This is a genomic window from Sphingomonas sp. RS2018, from assembly GCF_054489605.1.
In genome coordinates this window covers 83,122-106,438 of record NZ_JBTMWL010000002.1, presented here as the reverse complement: position 1 = coordinate 106,438, position 23,317 = coordinate 83,122, and the positions used below count along the sequence as shown (strand labels likewise).

At 67.8% G+C, this 23,317-nt stretch carries 22 protein-coding genes; 15 read left to right on the top strand and 7 right to left on the bottom strand.

Annotated features, from left to right (window positions below; translation table 11 throughout):
* Positions 1-33: 33 nt before the first annotated feature.
* Complete coding sequence (locus tag ACX40P_RS05580; protein ID WP_459125340.1) at positions 34-1,506, top strand: amidohydrolase; 1,473 nt, start codon at positions 34-36, stop codon at positions 1,504-1,506.
* 83 nt (positions 1,507-1,589) lie between these two features.
* Here ACX40P_RS05580 and ACX40P_RS05575 read toward each other — a convergent pair whose 3' ends face one another.
* Together ACX40P_RS05575 and thiS are read right to left on the bottom strand one after the other, a co-directional pair.
* Positions 1,590-1,778, bottom strand: a complete 189-nt coding sequence (locus ACX40P_RS05575; protein ID WP_459125339.1) for a CsbD family protein — start codon at positions 1,776-1,778, stop codon at positions 1,590-1,592.
* A gap of 85 nt (positions 1,779-1,863) precedes the next feature.
* A complete protein-coding gene (thiS, locus tag ACX40P_RS05570) occupies positions 1,864-2,868 on the bottom strand; it encodes a sulfur carrier protein ThiS (protein ID WP_459126016.1) in 1,005 nt (334 codons plus the stop codon).
* An 82-nt stretch (positions 2,869-2,950) separates the two neighbouring features.
* Here thiS and aroQ point away from each other — a divergent pair, with 82 nt between their 5' ends.
* Genes aroQ through purL form a run of 6 tightly spaced genes read left to right on the top strand, consistent with a single transcriptional unit; the run spans position 2,951 to position 9,312 of the window.
* Positions 2,951-3,385, top strand: coding sequence for a type II 3-dehydroquinate dehydratase (aroQ, locus tag ACX40P_RS05565; RefSeq protein ID WP_459125338.1), 435 nt, complete (start codon positions 2,951-2,953; stop codon positions 3,383-3,385).
* Between the two features lie 32 nt (positions 3,386-3,417).
* Positions 3,418-3,924: an acetyl-CoA carboxylase biotin carboxyl carrier protein gene (gene accB, locus ACX40P_RS05560; RefSeq protein ID WP_459125337.1), complete on the top strand. Its 507-nt coding sequence runs from the start codon at positions 3,418-3,420 to the stop codon at positions 3,922-3,924.
* Positions 3,925-3,928: 4 nt separating this feature from the next.
* Entirely contained in the window at positions 3,929-5,287 is a 1,359-nt protein-coding gene (gene accC / locus ACX40P_RS05555; protein WP_459125336.1) for an acetyl-CoA carboxylase biotin carboxylase subunit, read from the top strand.
* Positions 5,284-5,628: an arsenate reductase (glutaredoxin) gene (gene arsC / locus ACX40P_RS05550; RefSeq protein WP_459125335.1), complete on the top strand. Its 345-nt coding sequence runs from the start codon at positions 5,284-5,286 to the stop codon at positions 5,626-5,628. The genes accC and arsC overlap by 4 nt, the downstream gene beginning before the upstream one ends.
* A complete protein-coding gene (locus ACX40P_RS05545; RefSeq protein ID WP_459126015.1) occupies positions 5,622-7,082 on the top strand; it encodes a phospholipase D-like domain-containing protein in 1,461 nt (486 codons plus the stop codon). The genes arsC and ACX40P_RS05545 overlap by 7 nt, the downstream gene beginning before the upstream one ends.
* 10 nt (positions 7,083-7,092) lie before the next feature.
* Positions 7,093-9,312, top strand: coding sequence for a phosphoribosylformylglycinamidine synthase subunit PurL (gene purL, locus ACX40P_RS05540; RefSeq protein WP_459125334.1), 2,220 nt, complete (start codon positions 7,093-7,095; stop codon positions 9,310-9,312).
* A 115-nt stretch (positions 9,313-9,427) separates the two neighbouring features.
* Here purL and ACX40P_RS05535 read toward each other — a convergent pair whose 3' ends face one another.
* Positions 9,428-10,072 carry a Tim44/TimA family putative adaptor protein gene (locus tag ACX40P_RS05535; protein WP_459125333.1) on the bottom strand — a complete coding sequence of 215 codons (645 nt, stop codon included), beginning with the start codon at positions 10,070-10,072 and terminating at the stop codon, positions 9,428-9,430.
* A gap of 175 nt (positions 10,073-10,247) precedes the next feature.
* Here ACX40P_RS05535 and secB point away from each other — a divergent pair, with 175 nt between their 5' ends.
* The 4 genes from secB to ACX40P_RS05515 all read left to right on the top strand — a co-directional run bounded on the left by secB (position 10,248) and on the right by ACX40P_RS05515 (position 14,118).
* Positions 10,248-10,757 carry a protein-export chaperone SecB gene (gene secB / locus ACX40P_RS05530; RefSeq protein ID WP_459125332.1) on the top strand — a complete coding sequence of 170 codons (510 nt, stop codon included), beginning with the start codon at positions 10,248-10,250 and terminating at the stop codon, positions 10,755-10,757.
* A 108-nt stretch (positions 10,758-10,865) separates the two neighbouring features.
* On the top strand, positions 10,866-12,449 hold the full coding sequence (gene murJ, locus ACX40P_RS05525) for a murein biosynthesis integral membrane protein MurJ (protein WP_459125331.1): 1,584 nt from the start codon (positions 10,866-10,868) through the stop codon (positions 12,447-12,449).
* A gap of 2 nt (positions 12,450-12,451) precedes the next feature.
* Positions 12,452-13,459 (top strand): tryptophan--tRNA ligase, encoded by a 1,008-nt coding sequence (gene trpS, locus ACX40P_RS05520; RefSeq protein ID WP_459125330.1) that lies wholly within the window; start codon positions 12,452-12,454, stop codon positions 13,457-13,459.
* 53 nt (positions 13,460-13,512) lie between these two features.
* A complete protein-coding gene (locus tag ACX40P_RS05515; RefSeq protein ID WP_459125329.1) occupies positions 13,513-14,118 on the top strand; it encodes a methyl-accepting chemotaxis protein in 606 nt (201 codons plus the stop codon).
* A 10-nt stretch (positions 14,119-14,128) separates the two neighbouring features.
* Here the strand turns inward: ACX40P_RS05515 and dnaA are convergent, their stop codons facing one another.
* The 3 genes from dnaA to mutM all read right to left on the bottom strand — a co-directional run bounded on the left by dnaA (position 14,129) and on the right by mutM (position 17,142).
* A complete protein-coding gene (gene dnaA, locus ACX40P_RS05510; RefSeq protein ID WP_459125328.1) occupies positions 14,129-15,532 on the bottom strand; it encodes a chromosomal replication initiator protein DnaA in 1,404 nt (467 codons plus the stop codon).
* 430 nt (positions 15,533-15,962) lie between these two features.
* Positions 15,963-16,226 carry a 30S ribosomal protein S20 gene (gene rpsT / locus ACX40P_RS05505; RefSeq protein ID WP_459125327.1) on the bottom strand — a complete coding sequence of 88 codons (264 nt, stop codon included), beginning with the start codon at positions 16,224-16,226 and terminating at the stop codon, positions 15,963-15,965.
* Between the two features lie 100 nt (positions 16,227-16,326).
* Positions 16,327-17,142, bottom strand: a complete 816-nt coding sequence (gene mutM / locus ACX40P_RS05500; protein ID WP_459125326.1) for a bifunctional DNA-formamidopyrimidine glycosylase/DNA-(apurinic or apyrimidinic site) lyase — start codon at positions 17,140-17,142, stop codon at positions 16,327-16,329.
* A gap of 57 nt (positions 17,143-17,199) precedes the next feature.
* Between mutM and ACX40P_RS05495 the strand changes: the two genes are divergently transcribed.
* The 4 genes from ACX40P_RS05495 (at position 17,200) to coaBC (ending at position 21,876) form a co-directional block, all read left to right on the top strand.
* On the top strand, positions 17,200-17,931 hold the full coding sequence (locus ACX40P_RS05495) for a class I SAM-dependent methyltransferase (RefSeq protein WP_459125325.1): 732 nt from the start codon (positions 17,200-17,202) through the stop codon (positions 17,929-17,931).
* Between the two features lie 124 nt (positions 17,932-18,055).
* Complete coding sequence (gene ubiB, locus ACX40P_RS05490; RefSeq protein ID WP_459125324.1) at positions 18,056-19,588, top strand: 2-polyprenylphenol 6-hydroxylase; 1,533 nt, start codon at positions 18,056-18,058, stop codon at positions 19,586-19,588.
* Between the two features lie 9 nt (positions 19,589-19,597).
* On the top strand, positions 19,598-20,707 hold the full coding sequence (locus ACX40P_RS05485; protein WP_459125323.1) for a hypothetical protein: 1,110 nt from the start codon (positions 19,598-19,600) through the stop codon (positions 20,705-20,707).
* Positions 20,704-21,876 (top strand): bifunctional phosphopantothenoylcysteine decarboxylase/phosphopantothenate--cysteine ligase CoaBC, encoded by a 1,173-nt coding sequence (coaBC, locus tag ACX40P_RS05480; protein WP_459125322.1) that lies wholly within the window; start codon positions 20,704-20,706, stop codon positions 21,874-21,876. Before ACX40P_RS05485 ends, coaBC begins: the two co-directional genes overlap by 4 nt.
* Here the strand turns inward: coaBC and ACX40P_RS05475 are convergent.
* Positions 21,873-23,285 carry a glycoside hydrolase family 28 protein gene (locus tag ACX40P_RS05475; RefSeq protein WP_459125321.1) on the bottom strand — a complete coding sequence of 471 codons (1,413 nt, stop codon included), beginning with the start codon at positions 23,283-23,285 and terminating at the stop codon, positions 21,873-21,875. The genes coaBC and ACX40P_RS05475 overlap by 4 nt on opposite strands.
* Positions 23,286-23,317 lie beyond the last annotated feature (32 nt).

Genomic DNA, 23,317 nt, shown 5'->3' with positions numbered 1-23,317 from the left:
CGCTACTCAGCACGAACGGTTCGGGAGATAATCATGCTTGCAGGTCGCACCCTCCTCCTCGCCACTGCCCTGATCCTGCCGGCGTCCGCGCACGCGCAGGCCCTGCCCGACGCGCAACGCACAGCGATCGTGGCCGACGTCGACGATCGCGGCGCGACCCTCGCCTCGACGGCGAAGGCGATCTGGGATCTGTCCGAGGTCGGCTATCAGGAGACGAAGAGCTCAGCGATTCTCCAAGCCGAACTGAAGAAGGGCGGCTTCACCGTCACCCCCGGCGTTGCCGGCATGCCGACCGCGTTCGTCGCATCGTTCAGGAACGGCAAGGGGCCGGTCATCGCCGTGCTCGCCGAATATGACGCGCTGCCCGGCCTCGCGCAGACCGCGACGCCGGCCAAGCAGGTCATTGCCGGCAAGGCCGCCGGCCACGCCTGCGGCCACAACATCTTCGGCGCCGCCAGCGTTACGGCGGCGCTCGCGATCAAGGACTGGATGGTCGCCAACAAGATCACGGGCGAGCTGCGCGTCTACGGCACCCCCGCCGAGGAAGGCGGGTCGGGCAAGGTCTACATGGTCCGCGCCGGCCTGTTCGACGACGTCGATGCGACGCTGCACTGGCATCCGGGCAGCGGCAACGGCGTGTCGGTCGGCAAGAGCCGCGCCAACATCTCGGGCAAGTTCCGCTTCAAGGGGCTGGCCGCCCACGCCTCCGCCTCCCCCGAGCGGGGTCGCTCGGCGCTCGACGGGGTCGAGGTCATGGACATGGCGGTCAATATGATGCGCGAGCATGTCCCGTCGTCGGTGCGCATCCATTATGTCATCACTAACGGCGGCGAGGCGCCCAATGTCGTCCCGGACGCCGCCGAGGTCTATTATTACGTCCGCGACGTGGACCCCGCACTCGTCAAGTCGGTGTGGGCGCGCGTCGTGAAAGCGTCCGAGGGCGCCGCGCTCGCGACCGAGACGAGCGTCAGCAACGAGATCACCGGCGGCGTCTATTCGATGCTCGGCAACGACACGCTGGCGGAGGTCATGCACCGCAACCTGACCGCGGTCGGCGGGCCGAAATGGACCCCGGCCGAAACCAGCTGGGCGCAGGGGCTGCAATCGACGCTTGAGGTCAAGCGCCCGCTCGAAAGCGCCGCGCAGATCGGCCCGATCTCGCGCGGTGGCGACGGCGGCGGATCGACCGACGTGTCCGACATCAGCTGGGTTACGCCGACGGTGGGTCTCGGCACCGCCACGTGGGTGCCCGGCACCCCGGCGCACAGCTGGCAGGCGGTGGCGGCATCGGGCATGTCGATCGGGGCGAAGGGCGGCGTGGTCGCGGCGAAGACGATCGCGCTGACCGCCGCGGAGCTGTTCCAGAGCCCCAAAACACTGGCCGACGCCAAGTCGGAATTGCTGAAGCTGCGCGGACCCGACTGGAAGTACGAAGCAATGCTGGGCGATCGCAAGCCGGCGCTGGACTATCGCAAGCCGATGGCGGCCGGGACGATCGGGCAATAGCGGCGCATCAGCGACGCCACAGTGAAAAGGCCGCCCGGTCGCCCGGACGGCCCTTTCTCAGTTCAGTAGCGTAATGGGAACGATCAGATATCGTCGCCGAGCGCGCCCTTGACCGTACCGACGGTCTGCTGGGTCTTGCCCTTGGCTTCCTGCGCGGCGCCTTCGGCGGCCAGCTTGTCGTTCCGGTCTTCGCCGTCGCCGGCCACGGCCTGCTTCGCCTTGCCGATGGCCTCGTTCACGTTGCCCTTAACCTTGTCGACGAACTCGCCCATTTGATGTCTCCTGTCGGCCGCCACGACGGCGGCGCTGTCGGATAAGTTAACGTACATCCGCTGTCCGCGTTCCCCCGGCGTTGACTTAAATCAGTCCGGCGAGCGGGCTCGACGGGTCGGCATAGCGGCGTTTCGCCATGCGCCCGGCGCGATAAGCGAGGCGCCCGCTTTCCACCGCCGCCTTCATCGCGGCGGCCATCAGGATGGGATCCTTGGCCTCCGCGATCGCGGTGTTCATCAGCACGCCGTCGCAGCCCAGCTCCATCGCGGCCGCCGCATCGGACGCCGTGCCGACACCCGCATCTACCAGCACCGGCACGCCCGCGCCCTCGACGATCAGGCGGATCGTCACCCGGTTCTGGATGCCGAGCCCCGAACCGATCGGCGCGCCCAGCGGCATGATCGCGACCGCTCCGACATCCTCCAGCCGCTTCGCCGCGATCGGATCGTCGACGCAGTACACCATCGGCAGGAAGCCCTCCTTCGCCAGCACCTCGGTCGCGCGCAGCGTCTCGACCATGTCGGGATACAGCGTCCGCGCCTCGCCCAGCACCTCCAGCTTCACCAGGTCCCAGCCCCCCGCTTCGCGCGCCAGCCGCAGCGTGCGGATCGCGCTGTCGGCGTCGAAACAGCCGGCGGTATTGGGCAGGTAGGTGACCTTCTTCGGGTCGATATAGTCGGTCAGCATCGGCGCGTTCGGGTCGCTGACGTTCACGCGCCGCACCGCCACGGTGACGATCTCCGCCCCCGATGCGGCGACCGCAGCGGCATTCTGTTCGAAATCGCGATACTTGCCGGTGCCGACGATCAGCCGCGAGCGGAACGTGCGCCCGGCGACGCTCCAGCTGTCGTCGGTGATCGCCGCGACATGATCGCCGCCGCCGACGAAATGGACGATCTCCAGCTCGTCGCCGTCCTCGACGATCACCTGGTCGAGCGTCGAGCGCGGCACGACCTCCAGATTGCGCTCGACCGCCAGCTTGGCGGGGACGAGGCCCAGGCTCTCGGCCAGATGCGCGATCGTCTGCCCGGCGGCGACGCGCTTGTGTTCGCCGTTCAGGACGATCGATACGGTGCCGTCGCTGTGCAAATTTCCCACTCCGTGTCATTTGATCCGGGATCGGGCGGCATATAGTAGATGACACACACAACGCCACAGAAAGGCTCAGCGCTTGGCCGACCTGATCTACGTCCTCAACGGCCCGAACCTCAATCTGCTCGGCACGCGCGAGCCCGAGATCTACGGTGCCGACACGCTCGACGACATTGCCGGACAGCTGGAGGATCGGGCGCGCGAGCTGGATGTCGAGATCGACCTGCGCCAGTCGAACCATGAGGGGCATCTCGTCGACTGGCTGCACGAGGCGCAGGCGCGGGATGCGAAGGCGGTGCTGCTGAACGCGGGCGCCTTCACTCACACCTCGATCGCGCTGCACGATGCGATCAAGGCGGTGCGCACGCCGGTGATCGAGGTGCATCTGTCGAACCCGCACACGCGCGAGTCCTTTCGCCACACCAGCTTCGTCGGGCAGGCGGCGCGTGGAACCATCGTGGGCTTCGGCGCGCTTTCCTACCTGCTCGCGCTGGACGCCGCCGTCCGCATCTGACAGAGCCGCCGCTTTCGAGTACCGAGGGGCACATGAGCGACAACAGCACAGCACCGGAAGGGGCATCGCGCGGCATCAACGTCGATATCGATCTGGTACGACAGCTCGCGCAGGTGCTCGACGACACGAGCCTGACCGAGATCGAGGTCGAGGACGGCGACCGCAAGGTCCGCGTCGCGCGCAAGGCGAGCGCACCCGCGCCTGTCGCCTACGCGCCGCCGCCCGCCGCTGCGTATGCCCCCGCCCCCGCGCCATCTGCAACGCCCGCCGCGGCGGAGGTCGGCGCCTCCGCGCCCGCGACGTCGGTCAATGCGGTTAAGTCGCCGATGGTCGGCACCGCCTATCTCGCGCCCAATCCGGAGGCGAAGGTGTTCGTCACCGTCGGGCAGAGCGTCGCCGCGGGCGACACGCTGCTGATCGTCGAGGCGATGAAGGTCATGAACCCGATCACCGCGCCGTCCGCCGGCACGGTGAAGGCGATCCTGGTCGAGAGCGGCCAGCCCGTCGAATTCGACCAGCCGCTCGTCGTCGTCGAGTAAGCCCGTGCCGAAGATCCAGAAACTCCTGATCGCCAACCGCGGCGAGATCGCGCTGCGCATCCACCGCGCGTGTCATGAAATGGGCATCAAGACGGTCGCCGTGCATTCGACTGCGGACGCCGAGGCGATGCATGTGCGCCTCGCGGACGAGGCGATCTGCATCGGCCCGCCGGCCGCTGCCGACAGCTATCTGAACATCCCGAACATCATCTCGGCCGCCGAAATCTCGGGCGCCGACGCGATCCATCCGGGCTATGGTTTCCTGAGCGAAAACGCGAAGTTCGCCGAGATCGTCGAGGCGCACGGCTTGATCTTCGTGGGGCCGAAGCCCGAGCACATCGTGACGATGGGCGACAAGATCGAGGCCAAGCGCACCGCCGGCGCTCTGGGCCTGCCGCTCGTCCCCGGTTCCGACGGCGCGATCAGCGACATCGAGGAAGCCAAGGCGATCGCCGAGAAGGCGGGATATCCCGTCATCATCAAGGCGGCGTCGGGCGGCGGCGGGCGCGGCATGAAGGTCGTGACGTCGCCGCAGGATCTCGAAACCCAGATGCAGCAGGCGGGCAGCGAGGCGAAGGCCGCGTTCGGCGACGCCACCGTCTATCTAGAGAAATATCTCGGCAATCCTCGCCACATCGAATTCCAGATATTCGGCGACGGTCGCGGCCAAGCGATCCACCTGGGCGAGCGCGACTGTTCGCTCCAGCGCCGCCACCAGAAGGTCGTCGAGGAAGCCCCCTCCCCCGTCATTACGGCCGAGGAGCGCGACCGCATGGGCCGCGTCTGCGCCACCGCGATGGCCGACATGGGCTATCGCGGCGCCGGCACGATCGAATTCCTGTGGGAAGACGGCGAGTTCTACTTCATCGAGATGAACACCCGGCTGCAGGTCGAGCATCCGGTGACGGAGGCGATCACCGGCCTCGACCTCGTCCGCGAACAGATCCGCATCGCGGAGGGCGAATCGCTGACGCTGCAGCAGGAGGACGTCGTCTTCCGCGGCCACGCCATCGAATGCCGCATCAACGCGGAGAACCCGCGGACGTTTGCGCCTTCGCCCGGCCTCGTGAAGGGCTATCACGCGCCCGGCGGCATGCATGTGCGTGTCGATAGCGGGCTGTATGCCGGCTACCGCGTGCCGCCATATTACGACAGCATGATCGCCAAGCTGATCGTCTATGGCACCACGCGCGCGGGTGCGCTGCGCCGCCTGCGCCGGGCGTTGGAGGAATTTGTCGTCGACGGCATCACCACGACGATCCCGCTGCATCAGGCGCTGCTCGACGACCCCGAGTTTCAGGAGGGGGCGTACACGATCAAGTGGCTCGAGGAGTGGCTGGCCAGGCAGCAGGATGCCGCGTGAAGGCGACCATCTGGCATAACCCGCGTTGCGGCACGTCGCGCAAGACACTGGACATCCTTGAGGCTACGCCCGGCGTCACCGTCGAAGTGATCGAATATCTGAAGACCCCGCCGAGCCGCGAGCGGCTGGCGGGCCTGTACGATCGCGCCGGCCTGTCACCGCGCGACGGTCTGCGCGCCAAGGAACCGCTGGCGGGCGAACTGGGTTTGGCCGACACGGACGATGCCACGATCCTCGATGCGATGATCGCGCATCCGATCCTCATCAACCGGCCGCTGGTCGAGACCGAGAAAGGCGTACGGCTGTGTCGACCCCAGGATCTGGTCCGCGAAATATTGTGAGCGACGACCGCTCCATCCTCGTCCCCGGCGACACCTGCTGGAAAATAGCGCAAGCCGACCGCGCCACCGTCATCATCGACGCCGACGATTACTTCCGCGTCGCCCGCCGCGCGATGGTGGAGGCAAAGCACCAGATCCTGCTGATCGGCTGGGACTTCGACGGACGAATCAAGCTGGGTGGCGGCGAACCGCCCGAGGACGGCGGGCCGGAGACGGTCGGCGACTTCATCACCTGGCTGGTCGAGCGCACGCCGACGCTGAACGTCTATCTGCTGCGCTGGGACGTCGGCGCGCTGAAGACACTGGCGCGCGGCTCGACGCTGCTGACCGTGTTCGAATGGATGCGGCACGATCGCATCCATACCAAGCTCGACGGCCACCACCCGACCGGCGCGTCGCATCACCAGAAGATCGTCGTGATCGACGATTGTCTCGCCTTTTGCGGCGGGATCGACATGACCGCGGGTCGCTGGGACACGCGCGCGCATGCCGACGACGACGCGCTGCGCGTCCTGCCGGGCGGCGAGCCCTATACGCCGTGGCATGACGCCACTACCGCGCTGCAGGGTCCGGTCGCGAAGGCGCTGGGCGAACTCACGCGCCGCCGCTGGGCGATCGCGGGTGGCAAGCCGCTCGACGCGCCGCCCGAGACGACGGGGTGCTGGCCAGAGGGCCTGCCGGTCGACTTCACCGACCTACCCGTCGCCATCGCCCGCACTGAACCCGAAATGGACGACCAGACGCCGGTCCACGAGATCGAGTCGCTCTACCTCGCCGCCATCGCCTCGGCGAAGAGGTTCATCTATGCCGAGAGCCAGTATTTCGCGTCGCGGCGCGTGGCTGAGGCGATCGCGCGCCGGCTGGACGAGCCCGATGGTCCCGAGATCATCGTCGTCAATCCCGAGAGTGCCGACGGCTGGCTCGAGCCGATCGCGATGGACACCGCCCGCGCCCGGCTGGTCGAGGCACTGCATCGCCGTGACAAGCACCATCGGCTGCGCCTGTATCTGCCCTATACGGCCAAGGGCGTGGCGATCTACGTCCACGCCAAGATCCTCGTGGTCGACGACGTGTTGCTGCGCGTCGGCTCATCGAACTTCAACAACCGCTCGATGCGACTCGACACCGAATGCGATGTCGCCATCCAGGCCACGACCGACGCCACCTCGGCCAGCATCGCCCGCATTCGCGATGGCCTGATCGCCGAGCACCTCGGGCGCCATATCGACGAGGTGTCGGCGACCTTCGCCGAGACGGGCTCGCTGATCGCGACGATCGAGCGCCTGCGCGGCCCCGGCCGCACGCTCCGCGACTACGTCATCCCCGACCTCAACACGGTCGAGGAATGGCTGGCCGACAACGAGGTGCTCGATCCCGAGAACCCCGACGACATGTTCGAACTGGCGACGGGCGGGCTGCTCAAGGGACTGGTCGGAAAACTGCGCCGCCGCTAAGGGCTGCGCCATGACTGAAATCACGCCCCAGATCGTCGCCGACCACGGCCTGTCCGAAGACGAATATGCCCGCGTCCTGTCCGCGCTGGGGCGCGAGCCGAACCTCGTCGAACTCGGCATCTTCTCGGTCATGTGGTCCGAGCATTGCAGTTACAAGTCGAGCCGTATCCACCTGAAAAAGCTTCCGACGACCGGCCCGCAGGTTATCTGCGGCCCGGGCGAGAACGCCGGTATCGTCGATATCGGGGACGGCCAGTGCGCGGTCTTCAAGATGGAGAGCCACAACCACCCGTCGTACATCGAACCCTATCAGGGCGCGGCGACCGGCGTCGGCGGCATCCTGCGCGACGTGTTCACGATGGGCGCCCGCCCGGTCGCCAACATGAACGCGCTGCGATTCGGATCGCCCGATCATCCCAAGGTGCGCCACCTGATCGCGGGCGTCGTCCACGGCATCGGCGGTTACGGCAACTGCGTCGGCGTGCCGACCGTGGGGGGCGAGACGAACTTCCACCCGGCCTATGACGGCAATATCCTGGTCAACGCGATGACGGTGGGCGTCGCGAACACCGACAAGGTCTTCTATTCGGCCGCATCCGGCATCGGAAACCCGATCGTTTATGTCGGCAGCAAGACCGGCCGCGACGGCATCCACGGCGCGACGATGGCGTCAGCCGACTTCGGTGACGATGCCGATGCGAAGCGCCCGACCGTGCAGGTCGGCGATCCCTTCACCGAGAAGCTGCTGATCGAGGCATGCCTGGAACTGATGGCGACCGACGTCATCGTCGCGATCCAGGACATGGGCGCGGCGGGTCTGACCTCCTCCAGCGTCGAGATGGCGTCGAAGGGCGGCGTCGGCATCGAACTGGTCATGGACGACGTGCCGCAGCGCGAGACGGGCATGACCCCGTACGAGATGATGCTCAGCGAATCGCAGGAGCGCATGCTGATGGTGCTGAAGCCCGGCCGCGAGGCCGAGGCCGAGGCGATCTTCCGCAAGTGGCAGCTCGACTTCGCCGTCATCGGCCGCGTCACCGACACCGGCCGCATGATCCTGAAGTGGCAGGGCGAGACGGTCTGCGACATCTCGCTCGGGCCGCTGGCGGACGATGCGCCCGCCTATGACCGGCCGTGGGTGCCCACCCCGCCCCGCGCCGCGATCGTCGATGCGCCGGAGAGCGACGACATCGCCGCCGATCTGGTGACGCTGATGGGATCGCCCGATCTCGCCAGCCGTCGCTGGATCTGGGAGCAATATGACCACATGGTCGGCGCCGACACCGTGCAGCGCCCCGGCGGCGACGCCGCAGTGGTGCGCGTCCACGGCACGCAAAAGGGGCTGGCGATCGCAACCGACTGCACGCCGCGCTATTGCTTCGCCGATCCCGTCGAGGGCGGCAAACAGGCGATCGCCGAAACCTGGCGCAACCTAACCGCGGTCGGCTCCACCCCGCTCGGCGCCACGGACTGCATGAACTTCGCCAACCCGCAGCGGCCCGAGATCATGGGCCAGTTCGTCGGGTGCATCGAGGGGATGGCCGAAGCGTGCCGCGCGCTCGACTTCCCGATCGTGTCGGGCAACGTCAGCCTGTACAATGAATCGAAGGCGACCGGCGGCGGCTCCGCCATCCTGCCTACGCCAGCGATCGGCGGCGTCGGGCTGCTGGCCGACTGGTCGAAGTCAGCGACCATCGCGTTCAAGGGTACCGGCGACGTGCTGGTGCTGATCGGCACGCCGCGCGGCGACATCGGCCAGTCCCTGTGGCTGCGCGAGGTGAAGGGCCGCGAGGACGGCCCGCCGCCGCGCGTCGACCTCTCCGCTGAGCGCCGGACCGGCGACTTCGTGCGCGACTGGATCAGCAAGGACGCGTTGACCGCCGTCCACGACGTATCCGACGGCGGTCTGCTGGTCGCGGTCGCGGAGATGGCGCTGGCGGGCAACATCGGCGCGATGCTTTCGATTCCGACGCCGCGCGGCCTTGCCGCGACCTATTTTGCCGAAGATCAGGGGCTGTACGTCGCGACCGTCGACGACGCGCACCTGCTTGATTTCCTGACCGCCTCCACGGCGGCGGGCGTCGATGTCGAGCGGATCGGCCGAACGATCGCCGGACGGATCATTGTCGAATGCGCGGACACCGATTACGTCGTCCCGCTCGATACGCTGCGAACGGCTCACGAGGCGTTTTTCCCCGCGCTGATGGGCCCGGCGGCGGTGGCGGCGTAACGCTCTACGGTAACAGACGTGCTCCCACGCAGGCGGGAGCCCAGGGCACACGCGGTAGCGATAGCGGCTCTGGGTTCCCGCCTGCGCAGGAGCACCGCTCCGCTATCTCACGCCCTCAGACTTCGTCGGTGTCGGCCAGCTTCCAGTTGGGATCGTCGGACTTCAGCGTCCGCGCGAAGGTCCACGCATCGTGCGTCTCGACCGCATCGGTCATCGATCCCGCCACGACCGTGCCGTCCTTGTCGCGCGTGATCGCGGCGATGTCGGCATCGAAGCGCACCGTGATGCGCGCGTCACGACCCGACAGCGATGCTTCGGCGATCGCAGCGCGCTCGATCGAGACGAGCCGATTCTCCAGCGTCTCGCCAGCGGCCTCGCGCGCGTCGATCGCGGCGAAGAACTCGTCGCGGACCTCGTCGGCCAGCAGCCAGCCGAGCGTCTCCTTGTCGCCCTTCCAGAAGGCCTCCAAAATCATGCGATAGGCGCTCTTCGCACCTTCGACGAACTGGGACACGTCGAAGGTCTGATCGGCCTGAACGATCGCGCGCAGGCCCGGCTCGGCGCCCGATTCGACCGCCTTGGGGGCGCTCTCGCGAACGTCCGACGCCACGTCGATCGTGCGCGGCGCGGCGCCGCCGCCCAGCCGCTCTTCGACCGGTTTCACCAACGGCTGCTCGGCGCCCGTGCGCTTGCCCAGGACCGAATACAGCCGCAGCGCCAGGAAACCGGCGACCATCGCGAGCAGAATGACGTAAAACACTGTACCTCCGGGACCGGCCTAGCCGGCTACATAGTCTTTCGAGCGGCGTGATACAAACCGCACGCTAACATCACGTTGAAACGGTACGACACGCCTGCTAGGCGCCCGCATTCGCTTTTCACGCCGTCCCGTCCGCCAACGCATCATCGGCCGGGGTGTTGCACGGGGGACTGACATGGCTGACGAAACACTCGACTTCGGCGCTGATCCGATGGCTAACGGGGCGGACACCGCACCGGTCGCCGGGGTGATCTCGCAATATGTGAAGGATTTCTCGTTCGAGAATCCGAGCGCTCCCGCGATCTACCAGAACCAGAGCCAGCCGCGCATCGACGTCGGCTTCAACATCGCCGCCGCCAAGGTCGGCGAGGATGTTCACGAAGTCGTGCTGAAGGTCGATATCAAGGCGGAGACCGAGGACGGTCAGGTCGCGTTCGTCATCGACCTCAGCTACGCCGGCCTCTTCGGCCTGCGCAATATCCCCGAGGAGCATCTCCAGCCGTTCCTGCTGGGCGAGGCACCGCGCATCCTGTTCCCGTTCGCCCGCCGCGTCGTGGCGGACGCCGTGCGCGACGGCGGCTTCCCGCCCCTGCTGCTCGATCCGATCGACTTCGGCCAGCTCTACATGCAGCAGCTGTCGCAGCAGACCGCCCTCGCCGAGGGCGAACCGGCGGGTCAGGCGTAGATACTCTGACGCCATCGCCCATCCGTTCGTGCTGAGCGAAGTCGAAGCACCTGGGGCGAACGCCCTTCGACTACGCTCAGGGCGAACGGTGGGTGGGGTAACAGCAGAATGAACCTCGCCCGCTCCCTCGGCTCGATCGGCAGCCTGACGCTGGTCAGCCGGGTGCTGGCGCTGGTGCGCGATTCGCTGCAGGCGACCTATGTCGGCGCCAGCTTCGCCTCGGACGCGTTCCTCGTCGCGTTCCGCCTGCCCAACATGTTCCGCGCCTTCTTCGCCGAAGGCGCGTTCAGCGCCGCCTTCATCCCGATGTTCAACCGCAAGGTGAGCGAAGCGGGCGGCGAGATGGCGCCGGCGCTCGTCTTCGCTGAACGCGCGCTGGCGGTGCTGTTCGCGATCCTGGTCGGCTTCACGATCGTCATGCTCGCCGCCGCCTGGCCGGTGACATGGGCGCTGTCGGGCGGCTTCTCGCGACAGGCGCCGTCGGCCGACGAGTTCGCCTTCGCCGTGTCGCTGTCGCGCATCACCATCCCCTATCTGCTGCTCATAAGCCTCGCCTCGCTGCTGGGCGGCATCCTGAATTCGCTGCACAAATTCTGGGTCAATGCTGCCGCGCCGATCCTGCTCAACATCGCGATGGTCACCGCGCTGCTGTTCTTCCACGGCACGCCCGAGGAAACCGCACGGGCGCAGGCGATCGCGGTGCCGCTGGGCGGCGTGCTGCAACTCGCGTGGCTGGCGATCGCCTGCCGCCGCTCGGGCATATCGCTGCGCCTGCGCATGCCACGCCTCGACCCCGAGGTGCGTGCGCTGCTGAAGCTCATCCTGCCCGCCGCCGCCGGCGCGGGCGCGGTGCAGATCAACCTGCTGATCTCGACCGCGCTCGCCGGCTTCCTGCTGGACGAGGGATCGATCTCGTACATCTATTACGCCGACCGGCTGAACCAGCTGCCGCTCGGGCTGATCGGCATCGGGCTCGGCACCATCCTGCTGCCCACCGTATCGCGCCTGCTGACGTCGGGGCGGGAAGCGGAGGCGATGGCGACGCAGAACCGCGGGATCGAGCTGGCGCTGTTCCTCACCCTGCCCGCCACCGCCGCGCTGATGATCGCCGCTGAGCCGATCGTGCGCGGCCTGTTCCAGCATGGCCAGTTCACCGCGGAGGATACACGGCGCTGCGCGTGGGCGCTGTCGGCCTTCTCCGCCGGGCTGCCCGCCTATGTCCTCATCAAGGTGCTGACGCCGGGCTTCTATGCGCGGGAGGATACGCGCACCCCGGTGCGCTTCGCGACGATCTCGGTCGGCGTGAACCTCGTCCTCAACCTCGCGCTGATCCCGCTGATCGCGCATGTCGGCCCGCCGCTGGCGACCGCGGTGGCGGCGACGGTCAACTTCGTGTTGCTCTACCGCGCGCTGGCGAAGCGCGATCACTTCCACGCCGACGCGCAGCTCCGCCGCCGCCTCCCCCGCCTGCTGCTCGCCGCGGTGCTGATGGGGGCGACTTTGTTCGCCGGGCAGCGGTTGCTCGACCCGCTGCTGCTGGGCGGCATCTGGCAGCGGTTCGCGGGGCTGGCGCTGCTGGTCGGCGGGGGGGCTGCGATCTACGTCGTCGCCTGTTTCGTCACCCGCGCCTACGTCCCGGCCGACCTGAAGCAGCTCGTCGCGCGCCGCGCCGCTACCTCCACCAAGGAATGACCATGCGTATCCTGTCCGGCATCCAGACCACCGGCAACCTGCACCTCGGCAACTATCTCGGCGCGATCAAGCAGTGGGTCGCGATGCAGGACGAAGCGGCGGCGGCTGGCGGTGAGTGTCTGTATTTCCTCGCCGACCTGCACTCGCTGACCGGTCAGATGACACCCGCCGAGCGTGCGGCGACAACGATCGAGATGGCCGCGACGCTGATGGCGGCGGGGATCGACGATCGCTCGATCATGTTCAACCAGGCACGCGTACCCGCGCACAGCGAACTCAGCTGGATCCTGCAGGGCACGGCGCGGATGGGCTGGCTGAACCGCATGACGCAGTGGAAGGACAAGGCGGGCAAGAACCGCGACGGTGCCCCCGTCGGCCTGTTCACCTATCCAGTGCTTCAGGCCGCCGACATCCTGCTCTACCAGTCGACGCACGTGCCGGTCGGCGAGGATCAGAAACAGCATCTTGAGTTGACCCGCGACGTTGCCGAGAAGTTCAACACCGATCACGGCATCGATCTTTTCACCTTGCCCGAACCTCTCGTTTCCAAGGCGGCGCCGCGCATCATGTCGCTGCGCGACGGCACCGCAAAGATGTCGAAGTCCGATCCCAGCGACATGAGCCGGATCAACCTGATCGATTCGGACGAACTGATCACGCAGAAATTCCGCAAGGCGCGCACCGATGCGGAACCCCTGCCCGACAGCTTCGACGCGCTGGTCGACCGGCCGGAGGCGCGCAATCTCGTCACCATCTATGCCGCGTTGTCGGACACCAGCCCGCAGGCGGTCATCGCCGACTTCGCCGGTCAAGGCTTCGGCGCGTTCAAGCCGGCGCTCGCCGACCTCGCCGTCGCCACGCTCGGACCGATCCGCGCGCGGCTGACAGACCTGCTCGACGACCGCGCGGCGGTGGGCGCGCAACTGGCGAAGGGGGCCGCCCGCGCCACCGCTCTCGCGGCACCGACTCTGCGCGCAGCACAGGAGGCGGCCGGCCTGCAAATCGGATAAGTGGACGAAAAATTTACGATAATTATCTATCCGATTCGCGAGGAAGGACCCTTGTGAATCAGAAACTTGACAGTTCGGACGCCGCGTGGGCGGCGCTGAGCCGGTCGCAGGCCGTCATAGAGTTCACACCACAGGGATATATCCTGTCGGCAAATGCGGTCTTCTGCGACCTGTTCGGCTACGATCCGGCGGGTCTGGCCGGTCGCCACCACAGCATCTTCTGCGACCCGACCTATGCGCAGTCGGACGCCTACCGCGAATTCTGGCGCAAGCTTGGCCGCGGCGACTTCGACGCGGGTGAATATCTTCGCCGCGACAAGCAGGGCCGCGACATCTGGCTGCGCGCCACCTACAATCCAGTGCTCGACGGCGCGGGGCGGCCACTACGCGTGCTCAAGATCGCGTCGGACATCACCGCGGTGAAGAAGGCCGCGAACGATCTCGAATCGGTGATCGCCGAACTGGACGGCATCGTCCGCACGATCAGCAACATCGCACGGCAGACGAACATGCTGGCGCTCAATGCGACGATCGAGGCCGCCCGGGCCGGCGAAGCGGGTAGCGGCTTCGCGGTGGTGGCCAAGGAAGTGAAGAAGCTCGCCGCCGACACCCGCCTCGCCACCGATCGCGCCGCGATGATGGTCGCCGGCTGGGTCTGATCCCGCGCCGTCAGCGCTCCAGCTGGCGCAGCAGCGTATTGACCGCGCTGTCGATGTCGCGGTCGGTGCCGCGCAGTTCCTCGATGCGACGAACCGCATGGATGACGGTCGAATGGTCGCGATTGCCAAACTTGCGGCCGATCTCGGGCAGCGACCGCGTGGTCAGCCGCTTGGCGAGGTACATGGCGATCTGACGCGGGCGGGCTACCGCGACGGCGCGGCGGGCGGACAGCAGGTCGATCGTCTTCAGATCGAAATGCGTCGACACCGCCTTCTGGATCTCGTCGATCGTCACGCGCCGCTGTGCACCCCGCAGCACGTCGCCCAGCGTCGCCACCGCGAAGTCCAGAGTCACCTGTTCTCCGGTCAGCTGCGCATAGGCGACGACGCGGGTCAGCGCGCCCTCCAGCTCGCGCACCGACGTCGTGATGCGCCCCGCCAGCAGTTCGGTAACGTCGCCCGGCACCGCCATGTCGGGCGTGTCGTCCAGCTTGCGCGCCAGGATCGCGCGGCGCAGTTCCAGCTCCGGCGGCTTGATGTCGGCGACCAGGCCTGAGCCCAGTCGTGAGAGCAGCCGCGGCTCGATGCCGTCGAGTGTCATCGGGCTGCGATCGGCGGCGATCACCAGCCGTTTGCCGCCGCCCATGAACTCGTTGACGGTATGGAAGAACTCTTCCTGCGTCGCATCCTTGCCGGCGATGAACTGCAGGTCGTCGATCATCAGCAGGTCGACGCCGCGCAGCCGCGCCTTGAAGGCGTGGGTGTCGCGCGCACGCAGCGCCTGCACGAACTCGAACATGAAACGCTCGGCCGGCATGTAGAGCGCGGTCGCGCCGGGGCTGCCCGCCAGGAAGGCATGGCCGATCGCGTGCATCAGGTGGGTCTTGCCCTGCCCGGTGCCGGAATGGAAGTAGAGCGGGCTGAAGCGCGGCTGGCCGGGTTCGGCCAGCGCTTTCGCCGCGTTCATCGCCACGCGGTTCGATGCATCGGCGACGAACCGGTCGAAGGTGAAGCGCGAATCGAACTGCGGGGCGGTGACCGCGGGCGCCGTGACGACCGGCGCATCGGCGACGGGGTCCGCCACGACCTCGACCGGCTGGTTGAGCGCGATCCGGCGCACCGGATTCGCGGCGCTGATCGTCTCGATCGTCACCGACCGGACGGCCGGCAGGATTGCGCGGAATTCGTGGAGGAGCCGGTCGGCATAATGGCTCTTCACCCAGGTCGCGGCAAAGCCGCTGGGCAGGCCGATGCGGATCGATTCGGCATCGCTGCCATCGATCAGTTCGGCGGGCTTCAGCCACTGTTCGAACAGACGCTGGCCGGCCGACAGACGCAGGTTGGCGCGGACGCGGGTCCATGCCGCCCCCACCGCATCCTGCTCACCGCCTGTCCGAACGACCGAAAACGTCACGCTGCATCCTTCTCCGCGCCATGGACGAGCGTCCACGGCAGCTGTTCCACAGGCATAATTCCCCCGCTGGCGAAAACCCCCGTTCGCGCCCGCACGATCATCAAATCTGCTTGTGCCGGATCGGCGATCGCCGTCCGGTGGGGCTGTTTGAAGCGCGTCCGCGATCGGATCAAGCGCAGGCCCGTAAAGATTCTGAAATATTGGGGGTTGACCCTAGGATTCCCGCGGCAAATTTCTTTTGTCTTTGTTTTACAATAGCTTGGTTAGTCCTGCCGATCCGGACGCAATCGAATCGCGGGAAATCCTAGACTTGCGTGATCGTATCCGAAAACTGTTCGCGCCTCGTTCCAGACGCGCGCGCCGCACAAAGCAAAGGCCCCGCCGGGACGATCCCGACGGGGCCTTTGCAGACACCGTAATTGCGGCCGAATCAGCCGAGTGCGGCGATCCGCTTCGTCAGGCGCGAGAACTTGCGCGACGCGGTGTTCTTGTGCAGCACGCCCTTCGCGACGCCACGGGCCAGCTCGGGCTGGACCTCGGCGATGGCGGCGGTGGCGGCGGTCTTGTCACCGGCGGCCAGAGCGGCCTCGACCTTCTTCACGAAGGTCCGGATACGTCCCACGCGTGCGCCGTTCACTTCTGCGCGACGCTCGTTGCGCCGGATGCGCTTCTTCGCCTGGGGCGTATTCGCCATCTATCCAAATCCTGCTGTCATGAGGGCGCGCGGACAACTTCCACGAGCCGGGAAAGCGGCGCCCTTAGCGAGCGGGCGTGATTCGGTCAAGCATCGCGACCTATCTCGACTGGCATTTCGGGCACCAGAAGGTCGATCGCCCGCCCTCCACATAACGCTGCACGGTGCCGCCACATTCGCACGGCTCACCCTCACGGCCATACACCTTGAACTGCTTGGAGAAATAGCCGAGCTCGCCGTCGGGCCGCGCATAGTCGCGCAAAGTCGATCCGCCCGCCTCGATCGCCGACAGCAGCACCGTCCGGACCGCCGCGACCAGCAGATCCAGCCGCTTGCGCGACACCTGCCCCGCCGGCTTCGACGGGCGGATACGTGCTTCGTACAGCGCCTCGCAGACATAGATATTGCCCAGCCCCGCGACGATGCGCTGGTCGAGCAGCATCGCCTTCATCGGCGCGATCCGCCCGGACAGCGCGCGCTCCAGATACGCCCCGGTGAAGTCCGGCCCCAGCGGCTCCGGCCCCAGCGCGCGGAACGGCGCCCAGTCGTCGAGCGCGTCGGTCGCCATCAGGTCGAGCGAGCCGAACCGGCGCGGATCGTTCAGCGCCAGATGCCGCCCGGCGTCCGTTTCCAGCAGCAGGTGATCGTGCGGCAGCAGGCCCGCCGGATCGACCCGCCACCGTCCCGACATGCCGAGGTGGAAGATCAGCGTATCGCCGCGATCGGTATCGATCAGCCCGTATTTGGCGCGCCGGTGCAGCCGCGTGACCCCCGCCCCCGTCAGCCGCTGGCCGAGGTCGACCGGCATCGCGCGGCGCAGGTCGGCGCGGCGCGGCGTCACGCGGACGATGCGCCGCCCCTCCAGCACGGGCGCGAGGCCGCGCACGGTCGTCTCGACTTCGGGAAGTTCCGGCATGGCGCTGGAGCTAGGATGGGTTTGCTCCCCCCACAAGGGCGCGCTAGGGCCACGGGCATGAGCGACACCGTATCCTTCGGCTATGAAGACGTCCCCGCGACCGAGAAGACCCGCCGCGTCGGCGACGTCTTCGCCAACGTCGCCAGCCGCTACGACCTGATGAACGACGCCATGTCGGGCGGGATGCATCGGCTGTGGAAGGATCGTTTCGTGGCTCGGGTGAAGCCGCAGGACGGCGAGCAGATTCTCGACATGGCGGGCGGCACCGGCGACATCGCGTTTCGGCTCGCCCGATCCGGCGCCAGCGTCACGGTCGCCGACATCAATCCGGCGATGCTGCAGGTCGGCATGGGCCGCGCCGCCGATCGCGGCATCGACGGCCTCGTCTGGACCGAAGCCAACGCCGAGACGCTGCAATTCCCCGACCGCTTCTTCGACGCCTACACCATCGCGTTCGGTATCCGGAACGTCACCGACATTCCCAAGGCGCTGCGTGAGGCGCACCGCGTGCTTAGGCGCGGCGGGCGGTTCTTCTGCCTCGAATTCTCGACCACCACCTGGCCGGGGTTCAAGGACGCCTATGACGCCTATTCGCACAAGCTGGTGCCCAAGCTCGGCAAGCTACTCGCGAACGACGAGGACAGCTATCGCTACCTGATCGAATCGATCCGCCGCTTCCCCGACATGCCGACGTTCAAGGGCATGATCGCCGATGCGGGCTTCGTGCAGACGAAGGTCGAGCCGCTGCTCGGCGGACTGGTCGCAATCCATTCCGGCTGGCGGATCTGATGATGTTCAGGTCACTCCCCTCCCTGGAAGGGAGGGGTCGGGGGTGGGTCGGCCTGAGCGGGCACGCCGCGCCTGCCCCATACCCACCGACCCCCTGCCCCTCCCCTCCAGGGAGGGGAATGTCGTGACCACCTCCGCCACCCATCTCTGGCGCCTCCTGAAATGGGGCCGCATCCTCGCGCGGCACGGGGCGCTGCGGGGGATCGAGCGTGACCCGAACACGCCGGCCTCCGTCCGCCGGCTGACCCGCATCGCGCGGCTGGGCGCACGCGTGCCGAAGGTGCCGCGCTATGCCGACGCGTTCCAGGCGATCGGCCCCGCCGCGATCAAGCTCGGCCAGACGCTCTCCACCCGCGCCGACCTGATCGGCGAAGAGGCCGCGCACGACCTGCTGCGCTTGCAGGATTCGCTGCCGCCCCTGCCCTTCGACCAGATCCGCGCGGCGATCGAGGCGAGCTTCGGCCGCCCGCTCGACTATTATTTCAGCGAAATCGGCGAACAGCCGATCGGCGCCGCTTCGATCGCGCAGGTCCACCGCGCGGTCACGACCGACGGGCGCATCGTCGCGGTGAAGGTGCTGCGTCCCGGCGTCGAGGCGGAATTCGCCCGCGCCATCGCCACCTATGAATGGGCGGCGGCGCAGCTGGAGGCGCTGGGCGGCGAGGTGCAGCGGCTGCGCCCGCGCCTCGTCATCGAATCGTTCAAGCGCTGGACGGCGCGCGAGCTGGACCTGCGGCGCGAGGGTGCATCGGCCTCCGAACTCGCCGAATCGATGGAGGCCGAACCCGACTTTCACGTCCCCGCGATCGACTGGCAGCGCACCACCGGCAAGGTGCTGACGCTGGAATGGGTCGACGGCATCAAGCTGAGCGACCGCGCCGCGCTGGTCGCCGCGGGCTACGACCTGCCCGCCATGGCGAAGCTGCTGGTACGATCGTTCCTGCGGCAGGCGATCTCGGAGGGCTTCTTCCACGCCGACATGCACCAGGGTAATTTGTTCGCCCTGCCCGGCAGCCGCATCGCCGCGATCGATTTCGGCATCATGGGCCGTATCGACCGGCGCGCGCGTGTCTGGCTGGCGGAGATTCTCTACGGCCTCATCACCGGCGATTACGCCCGTGTCGCCGAAATTCATTTCGAGGCGGGCTACGTGCCCGCCCATCACGACGTCGCCGAATTCGCGACCGCATTGCGTGCGGTGGGCGAGCCGATGCGCGGCTTGCCGGTCAAGGACATGTCGGTCGGTGCGATGCTCGACGGGCTGTTCAACATCACTCGCGATTTCGACATGCAGACGCAGCCGCACCTGCTGCTACTCCAGAAAACGATGGTGGTGGTGGAGGGCGTCGCCACCCGGCTCGATCCCGACATCAACATGTGGGAGACTTCGGGGCCGTTTGTGAAGGAATGGATCCGCACCGAGCTGGGCCCGGAGGCCTGGGCCGCCGATCGCATCATCAACGACCTGAAGACGCTCGCCCGCCTGCCCGACCTCGTCCGCAATATCGAGGCGCGCTATCCCGCCCCCGGCGGCGCGCCGCCCGCCCCTCCGCTGCGCACGATCGAAGTGGTGCGCGTCGGCGGCGGCTGGCGCTACGGCGCGGTCGCGATCCTGTCCGCTGCGGTCGCGGTCGCCGCGACATTGCTGGCGCAGTGAGCAACTAACGTGGCGCGCACGCCTCCGCCCTTCTGGCTGGCGGCGTCCGGCCGCTGGGCCGGGATCGGCCGCGCGCGGGCGTTGCGGGTCGCGCTGGCGTTGTTCGTGCTGATCGCCGCAGCGTTGACCGCGCTGGCGCAGCCGCCCGCGACCGGCGACGCAGCCGCCACTGCGGGAGAAGCCGGCGACGTCGCGCTCTACGAAGGCGTGATCGGCGCGCTAAAGGCTGGCGGCGCCTATTATCCCGCCACCGCCGACGCCCTGCGCGCGGGCAGCTACCCCCTGCGCCCGTTCGTCACGTTCCGCCTGCCCGTCCATGCTGTTGTGCAGGCCGTCCTGCCGCCGCTGATGACCCTGGCCTTGCTCTACGCGCTGGCGATTGCGGTCGCAGTGGCGTGGTGGCGACGCCTCGCGCCCGTTTTGCCACGCCCGCCTGCGCGCATCACGGTCGCCATCCTGATCGCGGGCGGCATGGCGGCGTTCGTGCAGAGCGACCTGATCGCCTTTCACGAGATATGGTCCGCGCAGCTGGTCGCGCTGGCGCTGGCGCTGTGGAGGCCTGGCCGCTGGATGGTCCCGGCCGCGCTCGCGCTGGTCGCGATGCTGGTGCGCGAGACGGCGGCGCTGTTTCCACTCGTCATGCTCGCCGCTGCCTGGGCCGCAGGCGACCGGCGCGAAGCCGCGGGCTGGGCGTTGGCGCTCGGCGGCTTCGCGCTGGCGCTCGTCGCGCATGCGTGGGGCGTGGCGCAGGTCGTCAATCCGCTCGACCCCGCCTCGCCGGGCTGGAGCGGGCTGATGGGACCGGGCTTCTTCGTGCGCGCGCTGGCGCAGTCGACCGCGCTCGCCGCGCTGCCGATGCTGGTCGCCGCGCCGCTGATCGCGCTGGCGCTGTTCGGGTGGAGCGTCTGGCGCGATCCCGTCGCTCCGCGCGCACTTGCGCTATTCGTCGGCTACGGCACGGCGATCGCGCTCTTCGCGCGGCCCGACACCTTCTACTGGGCGCTGATGGCAGCGCCGGTGGTACTCGTGGGACTGGTATTCGTGCCCGATGGCCTGCGCGACCTCTATGTCGCGCTGCTCGACAAACCGCGGGTCCGGGTGCAGAGAATCACGCAATGAAGCGCATCCTGCTGATCGTCGGCGGCGGCATCGCGGCGTACAAGGCGTGCGAGCTGATCCGGCTGGCGCGCAAGGCGGGCCATGGCGTCACCTGCGTGCTGACCGATGGCGGCGCGCATTTCGTGACGCCGATGACCCTCGCCGCGCTCAGCGAGAACAAGGTCTACACGACGCTGTGGGACCTGAAGGACGAGGCGGAGATGGGCCATATCCAGCTCAGCCGTCAGGCCGACCTGATCGTCGTCGCCCCCGCCACCGCCGACCTGATGGCTCGGATGGCGTGCGGCCATGCCGACGACCTCGCCACCACCCTGCTGCTCGCCACCGACACGCCGGTGCTCGCCGCACCAGCGATGAACGTGCGGATGTGGCAGCACCCCGCCACCGTCCGCAACGTCGCCACGCTCCGTAGCGACGGCGTGACGGTGATGGAGCCCGACGAGGGCGCGATGGCGTGCGGCGAATTCGGCCCCGGCCGCTTGCCCGAACCGCCCGCGATCCTCGCCGCGATCGAGCGCCACTTCGCCACCGACCGCCCGCTGGCGAACCGTCATATCCTCGTCACCGCCGGGCCGACGCACGAGCCGATCGATCCCGTCCGCTACATCGCCAACCGGTCGTCGGGGAAGCAGGGCTATGCCATCGCCGGCGCGCTCGCCGATCTGGGGGCGCGCGTCACGCTCGTCTCCGGCCCGGTCACGCTGCCGATCCCGCCGGGCGTCACCCGCGTCGATGTCGAAACCGCACGCGAGATGGCGGACGCCGTCGCCCGCGCGCTGCCCGCCGACGCCGCGGTGATGGTCGCTGCGGTCGCCGACTGGTTCGTCGAGGCCGCGACGCAGAAGCTCAAGAAGGGCGCGGGCGCGCCCCCGCTGGCGCTGCACACCAACCCCGACATCCTCGCCGATCTGGCCAAGGACGTCCGCCGCCCCGCCCTGCTTATCGGCTTCGCGGCGGAAACGGAGAGCGTCGTCCCCCACGCCACCGCCAAGCGGGAACGCAAGGGCGCCGACTGGATCGTCGCCAACGACGTGTCGGGGGACGTGATGGGCGGCGACCGCAACACCATCCACCTCGTCACCGCCGACGGCGTCGAGGACTGGGAGCCGCTGTCGAAGATCGATGTGGCACGGCGGCTGGCGCAGCGGATTGCAACCGCGCTGGGTTAGGCGTCCACCACATTCTCCATGACGGTCGGCGTGCCCGTCGTCTTCGCCACACGCACCCGGTCCAGCCGCACCGTGCGCACCGGCATCTCGCGCTCCGCCGTGATGCTGCATACGAACTTCGCCTGCTGGACGACGACGTTGCTGACGAACAGTCCCTCGATCGGCGTCAGGCGGCGGACATAGGTCGGCAGCAGCGTCCGCCATTGATAGAGCACGTCGGTCTCCACGGCGAGCACACCGCCGGCGATCGTCGTGGCGGTGACGTTGTTCATGTGAATGTTCTTCACGAAGCCCCCGCGACGCTCGTTCGTCTTGACGTACAGCAGGTTGTTGATCGGCACCGCGTGATCGTCCGCGCCCTTGCCGTCCCCGATGAAATGACAATCGTCGACGAGGATGTTCTCGATCCCGCCCGACAGCTCGCTGCCCACCGCCAGCAGCTGGTGGCCGTTGACGATCCGGCAGTTGCGGATGACGACGTTGCGGCACGGGGTCGCCAGCCGCCATGCGTCCATATCGCGGCCAGACTTGACCGAGATCGCGTCGTCGCCCTGGTCGAAGCGGCAGTCCTCGATCAGCACGTTCTGACTCATCTCGGGGTCGACGCCGTCGTTGTTGTGGCCGTGCGCCCGGATACTGACGCGGCGGATGACCACGTCGCGGCACATGAGCGGATGGATCGTCCAGAACGGGCTGCCCTCGATCGATATGCCCTCGATCAGCACGTTGCGGCAGCGATTAAACTGGATCAGGTGCGGGCGGAGGTTGTTCGCGCCCACTGCCATCTGCCGCCCGCGCACCGGCACGTTCCGATAGGCCATATTGTAGAGCGCGATCAGCGCATCCATGTGCGGCTTTGGCCGGGCGGACCAGACCGTCCAGCGATCGAGCACCGGCTCCAGCCGCCCCTCGCCCGTGATCGCAACGTTCTCGCAACCGAACGCATAGATCAGGGGCGAATAGTTGAAACACTCGATCCCCTCCCAGGACGTCTGTACGGCGGGAAGATAGTCCGCGGGATCGTCGGAGAAGCGCAGCGTCGCCCCCTTGGCGAGATGCAGGTTCACATGGCTTTTCAGGTGAATCTTGCCGGTCGGCCAGACGCCGGCGGGCACGATGACGACACCCGAACCGACTGCATTCGCAGCATCGATAGCACGGGCGATGGCCGCACCGGTCCGCGCCTTGTCGCCCGGCACCGCGCCATAGTCGGTGATGAGGAACGATCGGCTCGCCCGAAAATCCGGCACGGCGATGGTCGGCATGTCGAACGGCGCACGCACGGTGACGTGCTGCATCCGTATCTTAGTCGCGTGGGCAAGTCCGCCGGCGCCGAGAAGCGGAAGCGCGCAGGCGCCCTGGATCAGTGAGCGACGATCGACCGGTATCTGCAACGCTGCGTCCCTCATCCTGCCCGCGCTATGCGATGACGAGCCATGTT